Origin of the sequence: Rhodoferax sp. U2-2l (assembly GCF_020594515.1) — a bacterium.
Taxonomy (GTDB): domain Bacteria; phylum Pseudomonadota; class Gammaproteobacteria; order Burkholderiales; family Burkholderiaceae_C; genus Rhodoferax.
The window spans coordinates 47,184-61,759 of sequence record NZ_JAJCTH010000008.1; the positions used below are offsets into that span (position 1 = coordinate 47,184).

The window sequence follows — 14,576 nt, forward strand, 5'->3', positions numbered from 1 at the left end:
GCATCAGCCAGGCCGCTGCCGCGCCCTGCGGTGCTACGCACCGGGTTCCATTTTGGTGAAACAGAACCCTCATACACGGCCTCCGTGCATGAGGGTTCTGTTTTCCTGATCAATCCGCAGCACCACCGCGATGGCAGCCAGGTTGATCAGGATGGCCGAGCCGCCATAACTCATCAGCGGCAAGGTCAGGCCCTTGGTAGGCAAGGCGCCGAGATTCACGCCCATGTTGATGAAGGCCTGAAAGCCGACCCACACCGCCACCCCCTGCGCCACCAGCCCGGCAAACACGCGCTCCAGCGCAATCGCCTGGCGGCCGATGTACATCATGCGGCGCACCATCCACAAAAACAGGCCGATCACCAGGATCACCCCGACCAGACCAAACTCCTCACCCAGCACCGCCAGCAAGAAGTCGGTATGCGCCTCGGGCAGCCAGTTGAGTTTTTCCACGCTGCCACCCAGGCCGACACCAAAAATCTCACCCCGCCCGATGGCAATCAGCGAGTGGGTGAGCTGGTAACCCTTGGCCAGCGCATTGGTCTCGCTCCACGGGTCCAGGTAGGCAAAAATGCGCTCGCGGCGGAACTCGCTGGTGGCAATCATGGTGCCAAAGGCCACCAGCAGCACCGCCACGATCAGGAAGAACATGCGGGCATTCACGCCGCCCAGGAACAAAATGCCCATGGCAATGATCGCAATCACCATGAAGGCGCCCATGTCGGGCTCGGCCAGCAGCAGCACCCCCACCACCGCCACCGCCACGCCCATCGGCAGCACCGCGCGCAAGAAGCGCTCTTTCACGTCCATCTTGCGCACCATGTAATTGGCGGCGTAGAGCAACACGGTGAACTTGACCAATTCAGAGGGCTGAAAACTCACCGGCCCAACGCTGATCCAGCGCCGCGCGCCATACACCTTTTTGCCAATACCGGGCACCAGCACCAGCACCAGCAGCACCAACGACGCCACAAACAACCACGGCGCGACCTTTTCCCAGGTGGACAGCGGCACCTGGTAGGCCAACAAGGCTCCGACGCTGGCGATGCCCAGCCACATCGTGTGCCGCACCAGAAAATAAGTCGGCGTGTACTGGGCAAAACGCGGGTTTTCCGGCAAGGCGATGGAGGCCGAATAAACCATCACCAGCCCCCACAACAGCAGCGTCACGGTGACCCAGAACAGCGGCTGGTCAAACCCCTGCGCGCGCAGCGGTGAGGCGCCCGTCGAAGCCAGGTGGGTCGCGCCCAGGCGCACCGGCAGCACGTCCCCCCCCGGCGCGGCCAACAGGCCACCACCGGCCCACTGCCGTAGGCGTTGCAGGAACGGGAGGCGTTCGCCGCTCACGCCTGCCCCTCCAGCACCACACCGGCGTCCAGCGCCAGGTCAGTCACGGCCTGCACAAACATTTTTGCGCGGTGCTCGTAGTTGTCAAACATGTCAAAACTGGCGCAGGCCGGGGACATCAGCACCGCGTCGCCCGCTTGCGCCTGGGCGGTCGCTTGTGTCACGGCGTCAAGCATCGAGGTGGCATCAAACAAGGGCACGCCAGTCTCAGCCAGCGCGGCGCGGATCAGCGGCGCGTCACGGCCGATCAGCACCACGGCGCGCACATACCGGCACACCGGCTCAGCCAACGGGGAGAAGTCCTGACCCTTGCCCTCGCCACCCAAAATCACCACCACCTTGCGGTCCGCACCCAGGCCCGTCAGGGCGGCCACGGTGGCGCCCACATTGGTGCCTTTGCTGTCGTCGAAATACTCCACCGCGTTCAGCGTGCCGATCGGCTGCACCCGGTGCGGCTCACCGGTGTATTCGCGCAAACCGTACAACATCGGGGCCAGGGCGCAACCCGCGGCACTGGCCAGCGCCAAGCTTGAGAGGGCGTTGATGGCGTTGTGGCGACCCCGAATGCGCAACGCGTCGGCGGGCATCAGGCGCTGGACGTGTAGCTCTTCAGCCACCTCGTTGCGCTTGCGTTTGGTCTCATCGGCGTCCAGCGCGCGCACCAGCCAGGTCATGCCGTTGACGGTCTCGATGCCAAAGTCGCCCGGGCGCTGCGGCATGTCGCCACCAAACAGGATGCAATGGCGTGGCTGCGGCTTTTGGCCTTTGACTTTGGTCACTGGCGGCAACATCCGCATGACTTCGGCATCTTCGCGGTTGAGCACCATCAGGCCACTCTGGCCAAAGACGTGGCGCTTGGCCAACACGTAGGCTGCCATGGAGCCGTGCCAGTCCAGGTGATCCTGGCTGATGTTGAGCACGGCACCTGCCGTGGGCTCGAAACTGGTTTCACCGTCGAGCTGGAAGCTCGACAACTCCAGCACCCAGACATCGGGCAGGTCGTTGGCATCCAGGTGTTGGGCCAGGGTGTCGAGCAAGGTGGGGCCGATGTTGCCCGCCACCGCCACCGTTTTGCCCGCGCGCGCCACCAGTTGCCCGGTGAGCGAGGTCACGGTGGTTTTGCCGTTGGTACCGGTGATGGCCAGCACGGCGGGGGCGTAGCCACGCTGGGCTTTCAGGTGCGCCAGCGCTTGCGCATACAAACCCAATTCGCCGGCGGCCCACAGCCCCATGGCTTGCGCCGCTTCAAACACGGGCGCCACGTCCGCCGGACTCAGCCCTGGGCTCTTGAACACCGCGCGCACATCACTACCCACGACCAACGCCGCGTCGAACGCACCACCCACAAAACGTGCGCCAGGCACCTCTGTCTGCAATTTGCCCAGTTGCGGTGGCGCGCTGCGCGTATCGGCCACCGTGACCCGGGCACCACAACGCACGCACCAACGCGCCATCGCCAGGCCGGAGGCGCCCAGACCCAGGATCAGCACGTGTTGGTCTTGCAGGTAGTTCATGCCGTCGCCGGACTGCGCCAAAACGACGTCACCCCCCTCGGGCGGCGGCGTGGTCGATGGCACGGGAAACGTGGGGGTCGTCATTTTTTCAACGCAGCTTCAGGGTGGTCAGGCCCACCAGGCACAGCAGCATGGTGATGATCCAGAAGCGCACCACCACTTGCGTTTCTTTCCAGCCGGATTTCTCAAAATGGTGGTGCAGCGGCGCCATCTTCAGCAGGCGCTTGCCGCTACCAAAACGTTTCTTGGTGTATTTGAAGTAGGTCACTTGCATCATCACCGAGATGGCTTCGGCCACAAAAATGCCGCCCATGATGGCCAGCACAATCTCTTGGCGCACGATGACCGCAATGGTGCCCAGCGCACCGCCGAGCGCCAGCGCCCCCACGTCGCCCATGAACACCTGCGCCGGGTGGGTGTTGAACCACAAAAACGCCAGCCCGGCGCCGCTCATGGCCGCGCAAAAAATCATCAACTCACCCGCGCCTGGGATGTGCTGCAAAAACAGGTAGCGGGCAAATACCGCGTTGCCGGTCACGTAGGCAAAAATGCCCAGGCAGGCCCCCACCATCACCACCGGCATGATGGCCAGGCCGTCCAGCCCGTCGGTCAGGTTTACCGCGTTGCTGGACCCCACAATCACCAGATAGGTCAAGATGACAAAGCCCAGCACACCCAGCGGGTAGCTGATTTCCTTGAAAAACGGCACCATCAGCCCGGCCTTGGGCGGCAAATTCAAATCGAAGCCGGACTGCACCCAGCTGAAAAACAGTTCCAGCACCCGGGCGTTGGAGTTTTCGGAAATCGAGAACACCAGGTACAGCGCCGCCACCAGGCCAATCAGCGATTGCCACAGGTATTTTTCCTTGGACGGCATGCCTTCGGGGTCTTTGTTGACCACCTTGCGCCAGTCATCCGCCCAGCCAATGGCACCAAAACCCAGCGTCACCAGCAGCACGATCCACACGAACCGGTTGCTCCAGTCAAACCACAGCAGGGTCGAGAGGGCAATGCTCAGCAAAATCAGCACCCCACCCATGGTCGGCGTGCCGCTTTTGACGTGGTGCGACTCCATGCCGTAACCACGGATCGGCTGGCCGATCTTGAGCGCGGTCAGACGGCGGATCACCCACGGACCCGCGGCGATGCCCATCAGCAGCGCGGTCATGGCGGCCATCACCGCACGGAAGGTCTGGTACTGGAACACGCGCAAAAAGCCCAGATCGGGCGAGAGCGTTTGCAGCCATTGAGCCAGCCAGATCAGCATGACGCCTCCTGCCTGGCTTGCGCGGCGGCAACAACGGCGTCCACCACCCGCTCCATTTTCATGAAACGCGAGCCCTTGACCAGCAGACTGGCCACAACGGGCAATTCAGCCAGCACGGCCTGTTGTAAATCAGCCATCTCGGCACATACCTTCACATTGTCAAATTTCATCGCTGCCCGCGCGGATTCCACGCCAGTCACAAACACGTGTTCGATCCGTTGCGCTTGCGCCTGGGCCAGCGCCTCGGCATGGAACTGCGGCCCCTGGTCGCCCACCTCGCCCATGTCGCCCAGCACCAGCAGGCGCGGCCCCGGCAGCGCCGCCAGCACATCGATGGCGGCACGCACCGAGTCGGGGTTGGCGTTGTAGGTGTCGTCCACCACGGTGAGGCTGCGACCCGCCAGCGTGACCTGCAGCGCCCGGCTGCGGCCCTTGACTGGCTCAAAGCCGCTCAAACCTGCGGTAATCGCCGCGGGAGCCACACCGGCCGCCAGCGCACAGGCCACAGCCGCCAGCGAGTTTTTGACGTTGTGTGCGCCCGCAATGTGCAGGCGGTAGCGCAACTCGCCAGCAGGCGTGGCGGCGCACACCTGCCAGGCCGCGTCTTGCCAATCGGCCTGTAAGGCGTACACCTCGGCATCCGCCCGAGCCGTCTCGGCAAAACGCAGCACCCGGCGCGGGCCTGCCAGCTCAGTCCAGACCGCGCTGTACGCATCGTCTGCCGGGAACACCGCCACACCATCAGTCGGCAAGGCGCTGATCACGGCACCGTTTTCCTCGGCCACCGCCTGCACGGTCTGCATGAATTCGAGGTGCTCGCGCTGTGCGTTGTTGACCAGCGCCACGGTGGGCTGGGCGACAGCGGCCAACGTGGCAATTTCACCGGGATGGTTCATGCCCAGTTCCACCACCGCGAGGCGGTGCTCAGGCGCCAGGCGCAGCACCGTCAGTGGCACACCAATGTCGTTGTTCAGGTTGCCTTGCGTGGCCAGCGCCGCATCACCCTGCGCGGCACGCAGGATGGCCGCGATCATCTGCGTCACCGTGGTTTTGCCGTTACTGCCGGTCACGGCGATCAGCGGCAGGGTGAACTGCGCGCGGTAATGGGTGGCCAGCTGCGCCAGCGCCAGCCGGGCATCGGGCACCACCAGACCGGGCAAACCGGCTTGCGCCAGCTGCGCGGCCGCGTTGTCGCCCTGGCCAATGGCTGCCACGGCGCCTTTGGCTTTGGCTTCAGCCAGGAAGGCATTGGCGTCAAAACGCTCACCGCGCAGCGCCACAAACAGGTCGCCTGGCTGCAGCGTGCGGGTGTCGGTGTGCACACGGTCGATCGCCAGTTCGGGCAGATCATCCAGCCCGACCGGTTGCGCGGGGGCCAGCCAGTGGGCAACTTGCTGGAGGGTCATGCGGGGACTCATGCCGTCGCTCCGCTGGCGGTGCGCCGGGCCAGCGCCTGCCTGACTTGCGCCATGTCCGAAAACGGCAAACGTTGACCAGCGATCTCCTGGTAATCCTCATGGCCCTTGCCTGCCACCAGCACCACATCGGCCGCAGCGGCTTGCGCCACCACCTGCGCGATGGCCGCGGCACGATCGGACTCCACCATCACCGTCGGCACGCCGGTCATGCCCAGCAGGATCTGGCTGATGATGGCGTCCGGTGCCTCGCTGCGCGGGTTGTCGCTGGTCACCATCTGGCGCTGGGCGTGCCCGGTGGCCATGGCGCCCATCAGCGGGCGCTTGCTGGTGTCGCGGTCGCCGCCGCAGCCAAACACACACCAGAGCTGGCCGCCGCGCTGAGCAGCCACTGGCTGGAGTGCGTCCAGCGCCTTGGCCAAAGCATCCGGGGTGTGGGCGTAATCCACCGCCACCAGCGGCTGGCCCGGCACATGGACACACTCCATGCGCCCCGGCACCGGCGTCAGGGCTGAACACGCATCCGCAGCGTCCTGCAGCGGCACGCCCAGTGTGCGCATCGCGGCGATCACCCCCAGCAGATTGGACACGTTGTAGTCACCCAGCAGCTGGGTGGTCAGTTGTACGGACTGGGCGCCCTCCACCACCTGGAAACAGGCACCGCCACGGCTGTAATCGACCGACTGCGCCTGCAGCCGCGCCCGGTTGCCGGCGCCCGCTTGCATCGACACCGTCCAGACATCCGGCGCCTCTTGCTGGGCACGCCCCGTCAGACTTTGCGCCAGCTCCAGACCATACGGGTCGTCCACGTTGATCACCGCAGCGCGCAACCCCGGCCAGGCAAACAGCCGGGTCTTGGCTTGCCAATAGGCTTCCATACTGCCGTGGTAATCCAGATGGTCTTGCGTCAGGTTGGTCAAGACGGCGGTGTGGATCTGCGTGCCGTCGATCCGGTGTTCCTCGATACCGATGGACGAGGCCTCCATCGCACAGGCGTGGACACCTCGCGCCACAAATCCGGCCAACCCGGCCTGCAAGGCCACCGGGTCGGGCGTGGTCAGGCCGGTGCTCACCACCTCGGGCGGGATGCCAATGCCCAAGGTGCCCACCACCCCGCACGGCATGGGCGCCGGGTGCTTCAGGTTGGACAGCGCCTGCGCCAGCCACCATGCGGTGGAGGTTTTACCGTTGGTGCCGGTCACGGCCAGCAGGCGCAGCGCCTGGCTGGGCTGGCCAAAGTAGTGACTCGCCACCGGCCCGCTGGCGGCTTTCAAACCCGCATAAGTGGCCACACGCGGGTCGTCAAAACCAAACGCTTCCACACCGTCCTGCTCCACCAGGCAGGCGGCGGCACCGGCGGCCAGGGCCGCCGCCACGTGGGCACGGGCATCCACCGCGGCCCCCGGCCCGGCCAGAAAACCGTCACCCGGCTGCAGCTTGCGGCTGTCGGTGCACAGGGTGCCGGTGACCTGGGTCTGCAGCCAGTGGGCGGCTTCCAACGGGGTAGGCAATTGCAGCATCAGAACGACTCCTCGACCAACTCGGTCACCACCTGGGGCACCACCGTCATGTCCGGGGCAATGCCCAGCACCCGCAGCGTTTGCTGCACGGTTTGGCTGAAAACGGGGGCCGCCGTCACGCCACCAAAATACTTGCCATTGCTGGGCTCGTCGATCATCACCGCCACCGCAATGCGCGGCGCGTCGATGGGTGCCAACCCGGCAAAAACGCCGCGGTACTTTTTGGAGGCATAACCTTTGCCTTCCTGCTTGTGGGCGGTGCCGGTTTTGCCACCCACCGAATACCCCATGGTCTGCGCCATGGTCGCGGTGCCGCCAGGGAGGGTGACCAGGTGCAGCATGTGGCGCACATCGCGGGCCACTTTGGCCTTGAAGACGGGTTGGCCGACGGGCGGCTCGGTGACTTTGAGCATGGACAGCGGCACCAGATCGCCGTCGCGGCCAAACACGGTATAGGCATGGGCCAGCTGCATCAGGCTCACCGACAGGCCGTAGCCGTAGCTCATGGTGGCCTGCTCGATCGGCCGCCAGGCCTTGTAGGGCCGCAGCCGCCCACTCACCGCGCCGGGGAAAGGCACCTGCGGCTTCTGGCCAAAACCGACACTGCTGTACATCTCCCACATGGCGCGCGCGGGCATCTGCATGGCGACCTTCACCGTGCCCACGTTGCTGGACTTCTGGATCACCTCGGTCACGCTGAGCGTGCTGTAGGCGTGCGAGTCTGAAATGGTCGAGTTGCCGATGCTGATGCGCCCCGGTGCGGTTTGAATGGGGGTCTGTGGTGTGACCCGCCCGCTGTCCATGGCCAGCCCGATGATGAAGGGCTTCATGGTGGAGCCGGGCTCAAAACTGTCGGTCAAGGCCCGGTTGCGCAGCTGCTCACCACTGAGGTTTTGCCGTTTGTCGGGCACATAGCTGGGGTAGTTGGCCAGCGCCAGCACCTCGCCAGTGACCACGTCGAGCACCACCACGCTGCCAGCCTTGGCCTTGTGTTGCAACACCGCCTCTTTGACGGTCTGGTAGGCGAAAAACTGCACCTTGCTGTCGATGCTGAGCTGCAGATCGCGACCGTCCACCGGCGCAATCTCATCCCCCACGGCTTCCACCACCCGGCCCATGCGGTCCTTGATGACGCGGCGCGAGCCGTTGCGCCCGCCCAGATCGGTGTTGAAGGTCAGCTCCATCCCCTCCTGACCCTTGTCCTCCACATTGGTGAAGCCCACCACGTGGGCCACCGCCTCACCCTCGGGGTACTGGCGCTTGTATTCCTTGCGCTGGTAGACGCCTTTGATCTTCAGCGCCTCAATCTGCTTGCCGACCGACTCGTCCACCTGGCGTTTGAGCCAGACAAAGGTCTTGTCCTCGTCCTGCAACTTCTTGTTTAACTCGGGCAGCGACATGCCCAGCAGCTTGGCCAGTTTTTGGAGTTGCTCCGGGTCACGGTCCACATCTTCGGGGATGGCCCAGATGCTGGGCACCGGGATGCTGGACGCCAAAATCACACCGTTGCGGTCCAGAATGCGCCCGCGGTTGGCCGGCAGTGCCAGCGTGCGGGCAAAACGCACCTCACCCTGGCGCTGGAAAAAATCGTTGCCAATGACCTGGATGTACACCGCGCGAGCGGCCAAGCCCACAAAGGCCAACGCAATGGCGGCCACGATGAACTTGCTGCGCCACACCGGCGTCGGGCTGGCCAGCAGTGGACTGGAGTGGTAGGCAATGCTGCGGCTCATTTCACCCGCCCCATGCTCACGGGGTTGGCCGCGGCCACGGCGTCCGCAGGACCGGTCGCACCTGGCGTGTAGGCCACATAAGCGGTGATGGCCGGGTTGGCCGGGCGCATCTGCAGGCGCGATTTGGCCAGGCCCTCAATCCGCGCCGAGGTTGCCTGGGCCCGCTTTTCCACCTGCAGGCGTTCGTGGTCCACTTCCAGCTTGTGGGCTTGCGCCCGCGCCCGGTCCAACTCAGAAAACAGGCGGCGCGACTCGTACTGCACATTCACCAGGTACAGCGCGCTGAGCACCACCCCCAACAGCAACACCAGGTTCATGCGCATCATGGCGACGGCTCCCCCGTTGACGCGGTGCGCTCGGCCACCCGCATGATGGCGCTGCGGGCACGCGGGTTGGCCGCCACCTCGGCTGCACCCGGACGCACACGCCCCAGCGCCTTGAGTTGCATCACCTTCGGGGCCGCAAACGGCGCGCGCCGGTCATACACCTCTTTGGCGTGCTGGGTGATGAACTGCTTGACGATGCGGTCTTCCAGCGAGTGAAAGCTGATCACCACCAGCCGCCCGCCGGGTTGCAAGACCTTAAGTGCGCCTGCTAGCGCCTGTTGCAGCTCCTCAAGCTCGGCGTTGATGAAAATCCGAAAAGCCTGAAATGTGCGCGTTGCAGGGTTCTGGCCCGGCTCGCGGGTTTTGACCGTGTCAGCCACGAGCTGGGCCAGTTCAGTGGTGGTGTCAAGGGGGCCCCGAGCCTGTCGGCGCGCAACAATCGCCTTTGCAATGGCGCCAGCAAACCGTTCTTCACCATAGTCACGAATCACCTCCGTTATTTGATCGACTTCCGCCTGGGCCAGCCATTGCGCCACCGAGGTGCCGCGGGTGGTGTCCATGCGCATATCCAGAGGCCCTTCGAACCTGAAACTGAAACCCCGCGCCGGGTTGTCCACCTGTGGCGAGCTGATGCCCAAGTCCAGCAACACACCCGCCACACTGGCGGGCGGCAATTCGCCCAGATGCTTGAAGCCTTGATGCCGAATGGAAAACCGCTCGTCGGTGATGCGGGCGGCTTCAGCCAGTGCATCGGGGTCTTTGTCAAACGCGATCAGGCGAGAGTCTGCGGCCAATCGCGACAGGATCAGGCGGCTGTGACCACCCCGGCCGAAGGTGGCATCCACGTACACCGGCGCCGCATGAGGTGCTGCGCTCGCGTCAGGTGTGCCAAGCAAAGCGTCGACCGCCTCGCCCAACAACACGGTGGTGTGTGTCCATGCGTTGTCCACCGCCAGCCTTCAGAACGCAAAGTCTTTGAAAACATCGGGCATACCGCCCTGCATGGCCTCGGCCTCTTTGGCATCGTAGGTCGCTTTGTCCCAGAGCTCAAAGTAGCTGCCCATACCCAACAACACCGCCTCCTTGGTGATACCGGCGGCCGCGCGCAGTTCGGGCGATACCAGCACACGACCGGTGGCATCGATCTCCACATCCATGGCATTGCCCAAAAAGATGCGTTTCCACCACTGCGCCGACATCGGCAGCGAGCCAATGCGTTCGCGAAACTTCTCCCACTCGGGCCGCGCAAACACCATCAAGCACCCGTCCGGGTGCTTGGTGATGGTGAGCTGGCCGCTGGCGGTGGCACTCAACACGTCACGATGCCGGGTCGGCACAGATAGCCGACCCTTTGCGTCCAGACTGAGTGAGGAAGCCCCTTGAAACACTTGAAAAACCTTTGTTGGATAAACCGGCCTGAAAATCGGCAGCAAAAAGCACTTTTCACCACTAAATTGCACTTTTTTGCACTGTATCAGCAAATGAATAGCCTGCAAACACGGTTACAACAAATTCTTACAATGAAATCAAAGACTTAGAAGCGATTTTGAAGGCTGGCGCGCGACAAAATCGTTCTATATGAAGCACTTAGCGCACGCACTGAAAGTGATGCCTAAGGATGCCAAACACCCCATCAGGCGGGATGCAAAGTGACCGGTTGACGACCGGTCGTTGTTACACCGTTACAGGATGTAACGGCTCAAATCTTCGTTCTTGCTGAGCTCGGCCAGACGCGACTCGACGTAGGGCGCATCCACCAAAACCGTCTCGCCCGCGAGGTTGCTGGCGTTGAAGCTCACCTCATCAAGCAGGCGCTCCATCACGGTGGATAACCTGCGCGCGCCGATGTTTTCGGTGCGCTCGTTCACATCAAAAGCAATCTGCGCCAGGCGCGTGATGCCCTCGTCGGCAAACACCACGTTGACCCGCTCGGTCGCCAGCAGGGCCTGGTACTGCTTGACCAGCGAGGCATGGGTTTGCGTCAGGATGGCCACAAAATCCTCCACCGACAGCGAGGTCAGCTCGACCCGGATCGGGAAGCGCCCCTGTAATTCCGGAATCAGGTCGCTGGGTTTGCTCAGGTGAAACGCCCCGGAGGCGATGAACAGGATGTGGTCGGTTTTCACCGTGCCGTATTTGGTGGAGACCGTCGTGCCCTCCACCAAGGGCAGCAAATCACGCTGCACGCCTTGGCGCGACACCTCGGCACTGCCGCTCTCGGCGCGTGAGGTCACCTTGTCAATCTCATCAATGAACACAATGCCGTTTTGCTCCAGCACCTGCAGCGCCTGGGTCTTGATGTCGTCGTCGTTGACCAGTTTGGCGGCTTCCTCGTCGGCCAGCAGTTTCAGCGCCTCATTGATCTTGAGCTTGCGGGTCTGCTTTTTGGTCTGGTTGAGCTGACCGAACATGCCACGTAATTGTTCGGTCATTTCTTCCATGCCCGCCGGGCCCATGATCTCCATGCGGGCCGGTGCCTGGGCCACGTCAATTTCAATCTCGCGGTCATTGAGCTGCCCTTCGCGCAGTTTTTTACGGAAGGTCTGACGTGCGGCGCTCTCGGGCTCGTTGGCCTCCATCACGCCAAACTCTTTGCGTGGCATCGGGATCAGGATGTCCAGCACGCGGTCTTCGGCCACATCTTCGGCGCGCGCGCGCACCTTGAGCATCTCGCTCTGGCGGGTTTGTTTGACGGCCACATCGGCCAGGTCGCGGATGATCGAGTCCACATCCTTGCCCACATAACCCACTTCGGTGAATTTGGTCGCCTCGACTTTGATGAACGGCGCATCGGCCAGACGCGCCAGGCGGCGGGCGATTTCGGTCTTGCCGACACCCGTGGGGCCAATCATCAGGATGTTTTTCGGGGTGATTTCGCTGCGCAGGTCGGTGTCGACCTGCTGGCGGCGCCAGCGGTTACGCAAGGCGATGGCCACAGCGCGCTTGGCCTGGTGCTGGCCAACAATGTGTTTGTCGAGTTCGGCGACGATTTCCTGGGGGGTCAGAGATGACATGGTGCTGATCAGTTCAAGGGGATAGACATCCGACGGTGTATTGGCAAAAGGGAAAATTTGCTCCGCAAATCTTGGTCTGTCCAACAAGGTGGACAGCCAACATCCGACGAAGTGTTGGGGACAGAGCAAGGTTCACTGCGTGTAACTCTTGGTCTGTCCCACAAGGTTTCACAACGTCTCCACGGTGTGGTTCATGTTGGTGTAGATACAAATCTCACCGGCAATTTCCAGCGATTTTTTGACCATCTCGGTGGCCGACAGGTCGGTGTGGTTGAGCAAAGCAATCGCCGCAGCCTGGGCGTAGGCACCGCCTGAACCAATGGCCACGATGCCGTTTTCGGGTTCCAGCACATCACCGTTGCCGGTGATGATCAGCGAGGCCTCTTTGTCAGCCACTGCCAGCATGGCTTCCAGGCGGCGCAGCACCCGGTCGGTGCGCCAGTCTTTGGTGAGCTCGATGGCGGCACGCACCAGGTGGCCCTGGTGTTTTTCCAGCTTGGCTTCAAAACGCTCGAACAGCGTGAAGGCATCGGCGGTGGCGCCGGCAAAACCCGCCAGCACCTTGCCGTGGTAGAGCTTGCGCACCTTGCGTGCGGTGCCCTTGACCACAATGGTGCCCAGCGTCACCTGCCCGTCACCGCCAATGGCCACCTGCACACCCTCGGGCGTCTGGCGGCGCACGCTGATGATAGTGGTTCCGTGAAATTGTTCCATACCGTTACAGCTGTCCTAGTTGGTGCGGGTCGTGACCCGCGCGTGTTCATTGATACCTATCAAGTTGAAAAAGGCCGCCACCAGATGGGGCAATCGGCAAAATTCGATCTTTTTCCCAGCCGCCTGCGCACTGGCAACCCAGTTCAAGATGCTGCCTGCCGCTGAAAAATCAACCCGCACCAGGCTGTCGGCAACGACCAGCACATCACCCGGGCCCTGCAAGGCAGCCTGCAAGGGGCTCAAGCCGACGGCCGTCGCGCCTAAAACCTCACCTGCGAGTTCCACCCGGCTGGCGTTGTCATCCAACCATGGACTCAGCTCGGCCAGCGGCATCCGGGTGGTGTGGTCCGGTCCGGCAGCGCTGTCCGACGCCTTGGCCCTGGCGGCTGCGCGCGGACCCGGCGCGCCATGACAGCGGGGACTTTGCCAGGTGGGCGGTGACACGTCATAGGTGACACAGTAATCCATCGAGACCAACTCGAACTCGTCCTGCGACCCCAGCACCCGCAAGATGTTCAAACGCAGCAGCCACCAGAACCGGGCCACCTGCCGGTCACCGACCGGGGTCTGGGCACGCAGCAGGGCATCCAGAACGTCCAGATGGTCCCATTGCAAGGTCAGCGGCTGCTCGCACCACTGCGCCATCATCCCGGTCAAGGCCACTGCGGCCTGGGGGGTGATGGTTGTCAAAGCGCGCCAATCCAGACAGGCATGGTTGTGCCCGGTCGCCACGCAAGCCTGCAGCCGGGCCAGCGCTGCGCTGTCAAGAACGGCTGGCGACTGCCAAACGGTGACATTCGTCGCGCCCATGTCAGGCAACGCCGCCCCTGCCGTTGGCGTCACAGGCCAAGACGGTTGGCGGGATGCCTCGGGGCGTCTCCCCACCGGGTCGGTACGCTGGACGAAATCCAGGGCCAGACGCTCGTAACTGGCCAACTGGCCGGTGGATCGGTACATGTCCAGCAGGGCCAGGGTCCAGGTGTCTTTGGACGCCGGCGTGGCCCCGTTGCCGTTGATCGCCACCAGCAACACCGCTTCGGCACCCGCGTCATCGCTGTTGGCAAAGCGGATGGCGGCATCTTCCAGCACGGGGTCCGACAGCGTCTGATCCATGTCGATCGACACGATCTTGGAACTGGAAAACTCACTGTAGCCAGTGTTGTCGCTGTAGCGGGTGGGCGCAAACGCGACCTGGGAGGACTTTGGTGCGACCGGTTCACCCAAATTCGTGGGCAGGGTCGGCGCAAAGGTGTTGCAGGTGACCACCTCTGACTCTGAAGCCGGGGCGCCTGTACCCGGTGTTGACCGTGCGGGCGCAGGCGCGGCCGCTGTGGCATTGTCGGCGCTGACGCCCTGGTGACCTTTCCACCACTGTTTGGACATCTGGGCTTCGATCTCGTCGATTTTCTTCAGCGTGGTGGCACGCTCCTCCGACACCGGGAAACTCGAACTGTCCAAGTAGAAGGAGGCACGCGCGGCCATCTCTGACAACGCCGCAGGCGACGCCGCGCGCAGCTTGCGCAGCTGACTGAACTCGCGATGACGCACCGCGTCGTTGTGGGCCCGGCGTTCGATCATGCGCTTGATGGCCTGCTTACCGCTGTCGCCATCTTCCTGGCCTTCAGCCAACTCACGGGCAGGCGCGTCAGCCGGGCTGCGCACAAAATTGGCGACACGTGCCAACAGGCCGGGCTGAGTGTCCTTGGTCGCCATCACCACACCTGATACG

12 protein-coding genes are annotated in these 14,576 nt (G+C 63.4%); all 12 read right to left on the minus strand.

What is annotated here, in order from left to right:
• Positions 1 to 69: 69 nt before the first annotated feature.
• The 12 genes from ftsW to LHU53_RS09040 all read right to left on the minus strand — a co-directional run bounded on the left by ftsW (position 70) and on the right by LHU53_RS09040 (position 14,560).
• Positions 70 to 1,320 (minus strand): putative lipid II flippase FtsW, encoded by a 1,251-nt coding sequence (ftsW, locus tag LHU53_RS08985; RefSeq protein WP_227332420.1) that lies wholly within the window; start codon positions 1,318 to 1,320, stop codon positions 70 to 72.
• A 20-nt stretch (positions 1,321 to 1,340) separates the two neighbouring features.
• Complete coding sequence (murD, locus tag LHU53_RS08990; RefSeq protein ID WP_370632262.1) at positions 1,341 to 2,942, minus strand: UDP-N-acetylmuramoyl-L-alanine--D-glutamate ligase; 1,602 nt, start codon at positions 2,940 to 2,942, stop codon at positions 1,341 to 1,343.
• Between the two features lie 4 nt (positions 2,943 to 2,946).
• Positions 2,947 to 4,125: a phospho-N-acetylmuramoyl-pentapeptide-transferase gene (gene mraY / locus LHU53_RS08995; protein WP_227332307.1), complete on the minus strand. Its 1,179-nt coding sequence runs from the start codon at positions 4,123 to 4,125 to the stop codon at positions 2,947 to 2,949.
• Positions 4,119 to 5,531, minus strand: a complete 1,413-nt coding sequence (gene murF / locus LHU53_RS09000; protein ID WP_227332308.1) for a UDP-N-acetylmuramoyl-tripeptide--D-alanyl-D-alanine ligase — start codon at positions 5,529 to 5,531, stop codon at positions 4,119 to 4,121. Before murF ends, mraY begins: the two co-directional genes overlap by 7 nt.
• An 8-nt stretch (positions 5,532 to 5,539) precedes the next feature.
• Positions 5,540 to 7,060, minus strand: a complete 1,521-nt coding sequence (locus LHU53_RS09005) for a UDP-N-acetylmuramoyl-L-alanyl-D-glutamate--2,6-diaminopimelate ligase (RefSeq protein WP_227332309.1) — start codon at positions 7,058 to 7,060, stop codon at positions 5,540 to 5,542.
• Positions 7,060 to 8,793, minus strand: a complete 1,734-nt coding sequence (locus tag LHU53_RS09010; RefSeq protein ID WP_227332310.1) for a penicillin-binding protein 2 — start codon at positions 8,791 to 8,793, stop codon at positions 7,060 to 7,062. The genes LHU53_RS09005 and LHU53_RS09010 overlap by 1 nt, the downstream gene beginning before the upstream one ends.
• Positions 8,790 to 9,119 (minus strand): cell division protein FtsL, encoded by a 330-nt coding sequence (ftsL, locus tag LHU53_RS09015; protein ID WP_227332311.1) that lies wholly within the window; start codon positions 9,117 to 9,119, stop codon positions 8,790 to 8,792. Before ftsL ends, LHU53_RS09010 begins: the two co-directional genes overlap by 4 nt.
• Positions 9,116 to 10,069 (minus strand): 16S rRNA (cytosine(1402)-N(4))-methyltransferase RsmH, encoded by a 954-nt coding sequence (rsmH, locus tag LHU53_RS09020; protein WP_227332312.1) that lies wholly within the window; start codon positions 10,067 to 10,069, stop codon positions 9,116 to 9,118. The genes ftsL and rsmH overlap by 4 nt, the downstream gene beginning before the upstream one ends.
• A gap of 9 nt (positions 10,070 to 10,078) precedes the next feature.
• Positions 10,079 to 10,507, minus strand: a complete 429-nt coding sequence (mraZ, locus tag LHU53_RS09025) for a division/cell wall cluster transcriptional repressor MraZ (protein WP_227332313.1) — start codon at positions 10,505 to 10,507, stop codon at positions 10,079 to 10,081.
• A 294-nt stretch (positions 10,508 to 10,801) separates the two neighbouring features.
• Positions 10,802 to 12,133 (minus strand): ATP-dependent protease ATPase subunit HslU, encoded by a 1,332-nt coding sequence (hslU, locus tag LHU53_RS09030; protein WP_227332314.1) that lies wholly within the window; start codon positions 12,131 to 12,133, stop codon positions 10,802 to 10,804.
• A gap of 168 nt (positions 12,134 to 12,301) precedes the next feature.
• Positions 12,302 to 12,847 (minus strand): ATP-dependent protease subunit HslV, encoded by a 546-nt coding sequence (hslV, locus tag LHU53_RS09035; RefSeq protein WP_227332315.1) that lies wholly within the window; start codon positions 12,845 to 12,847, stop codon positions 12,302 to 12,304.
• A 15-nt stretch (positions 12,848 to 12,862) separates the two neighbouring features.
• Complete coding sequence (locus LHU53_RS09040) at positions 12,863 to 14,560, minus strand: STAS domain-containing protein (protein ID WP_227332316.1); 1,698 nt, start codon at positions 14,558 to 14,560, stop codon at positions 12,863 to 12,865.
• Positions 14,561 to 14,576 lie beyond the last annotated feature (16 nt).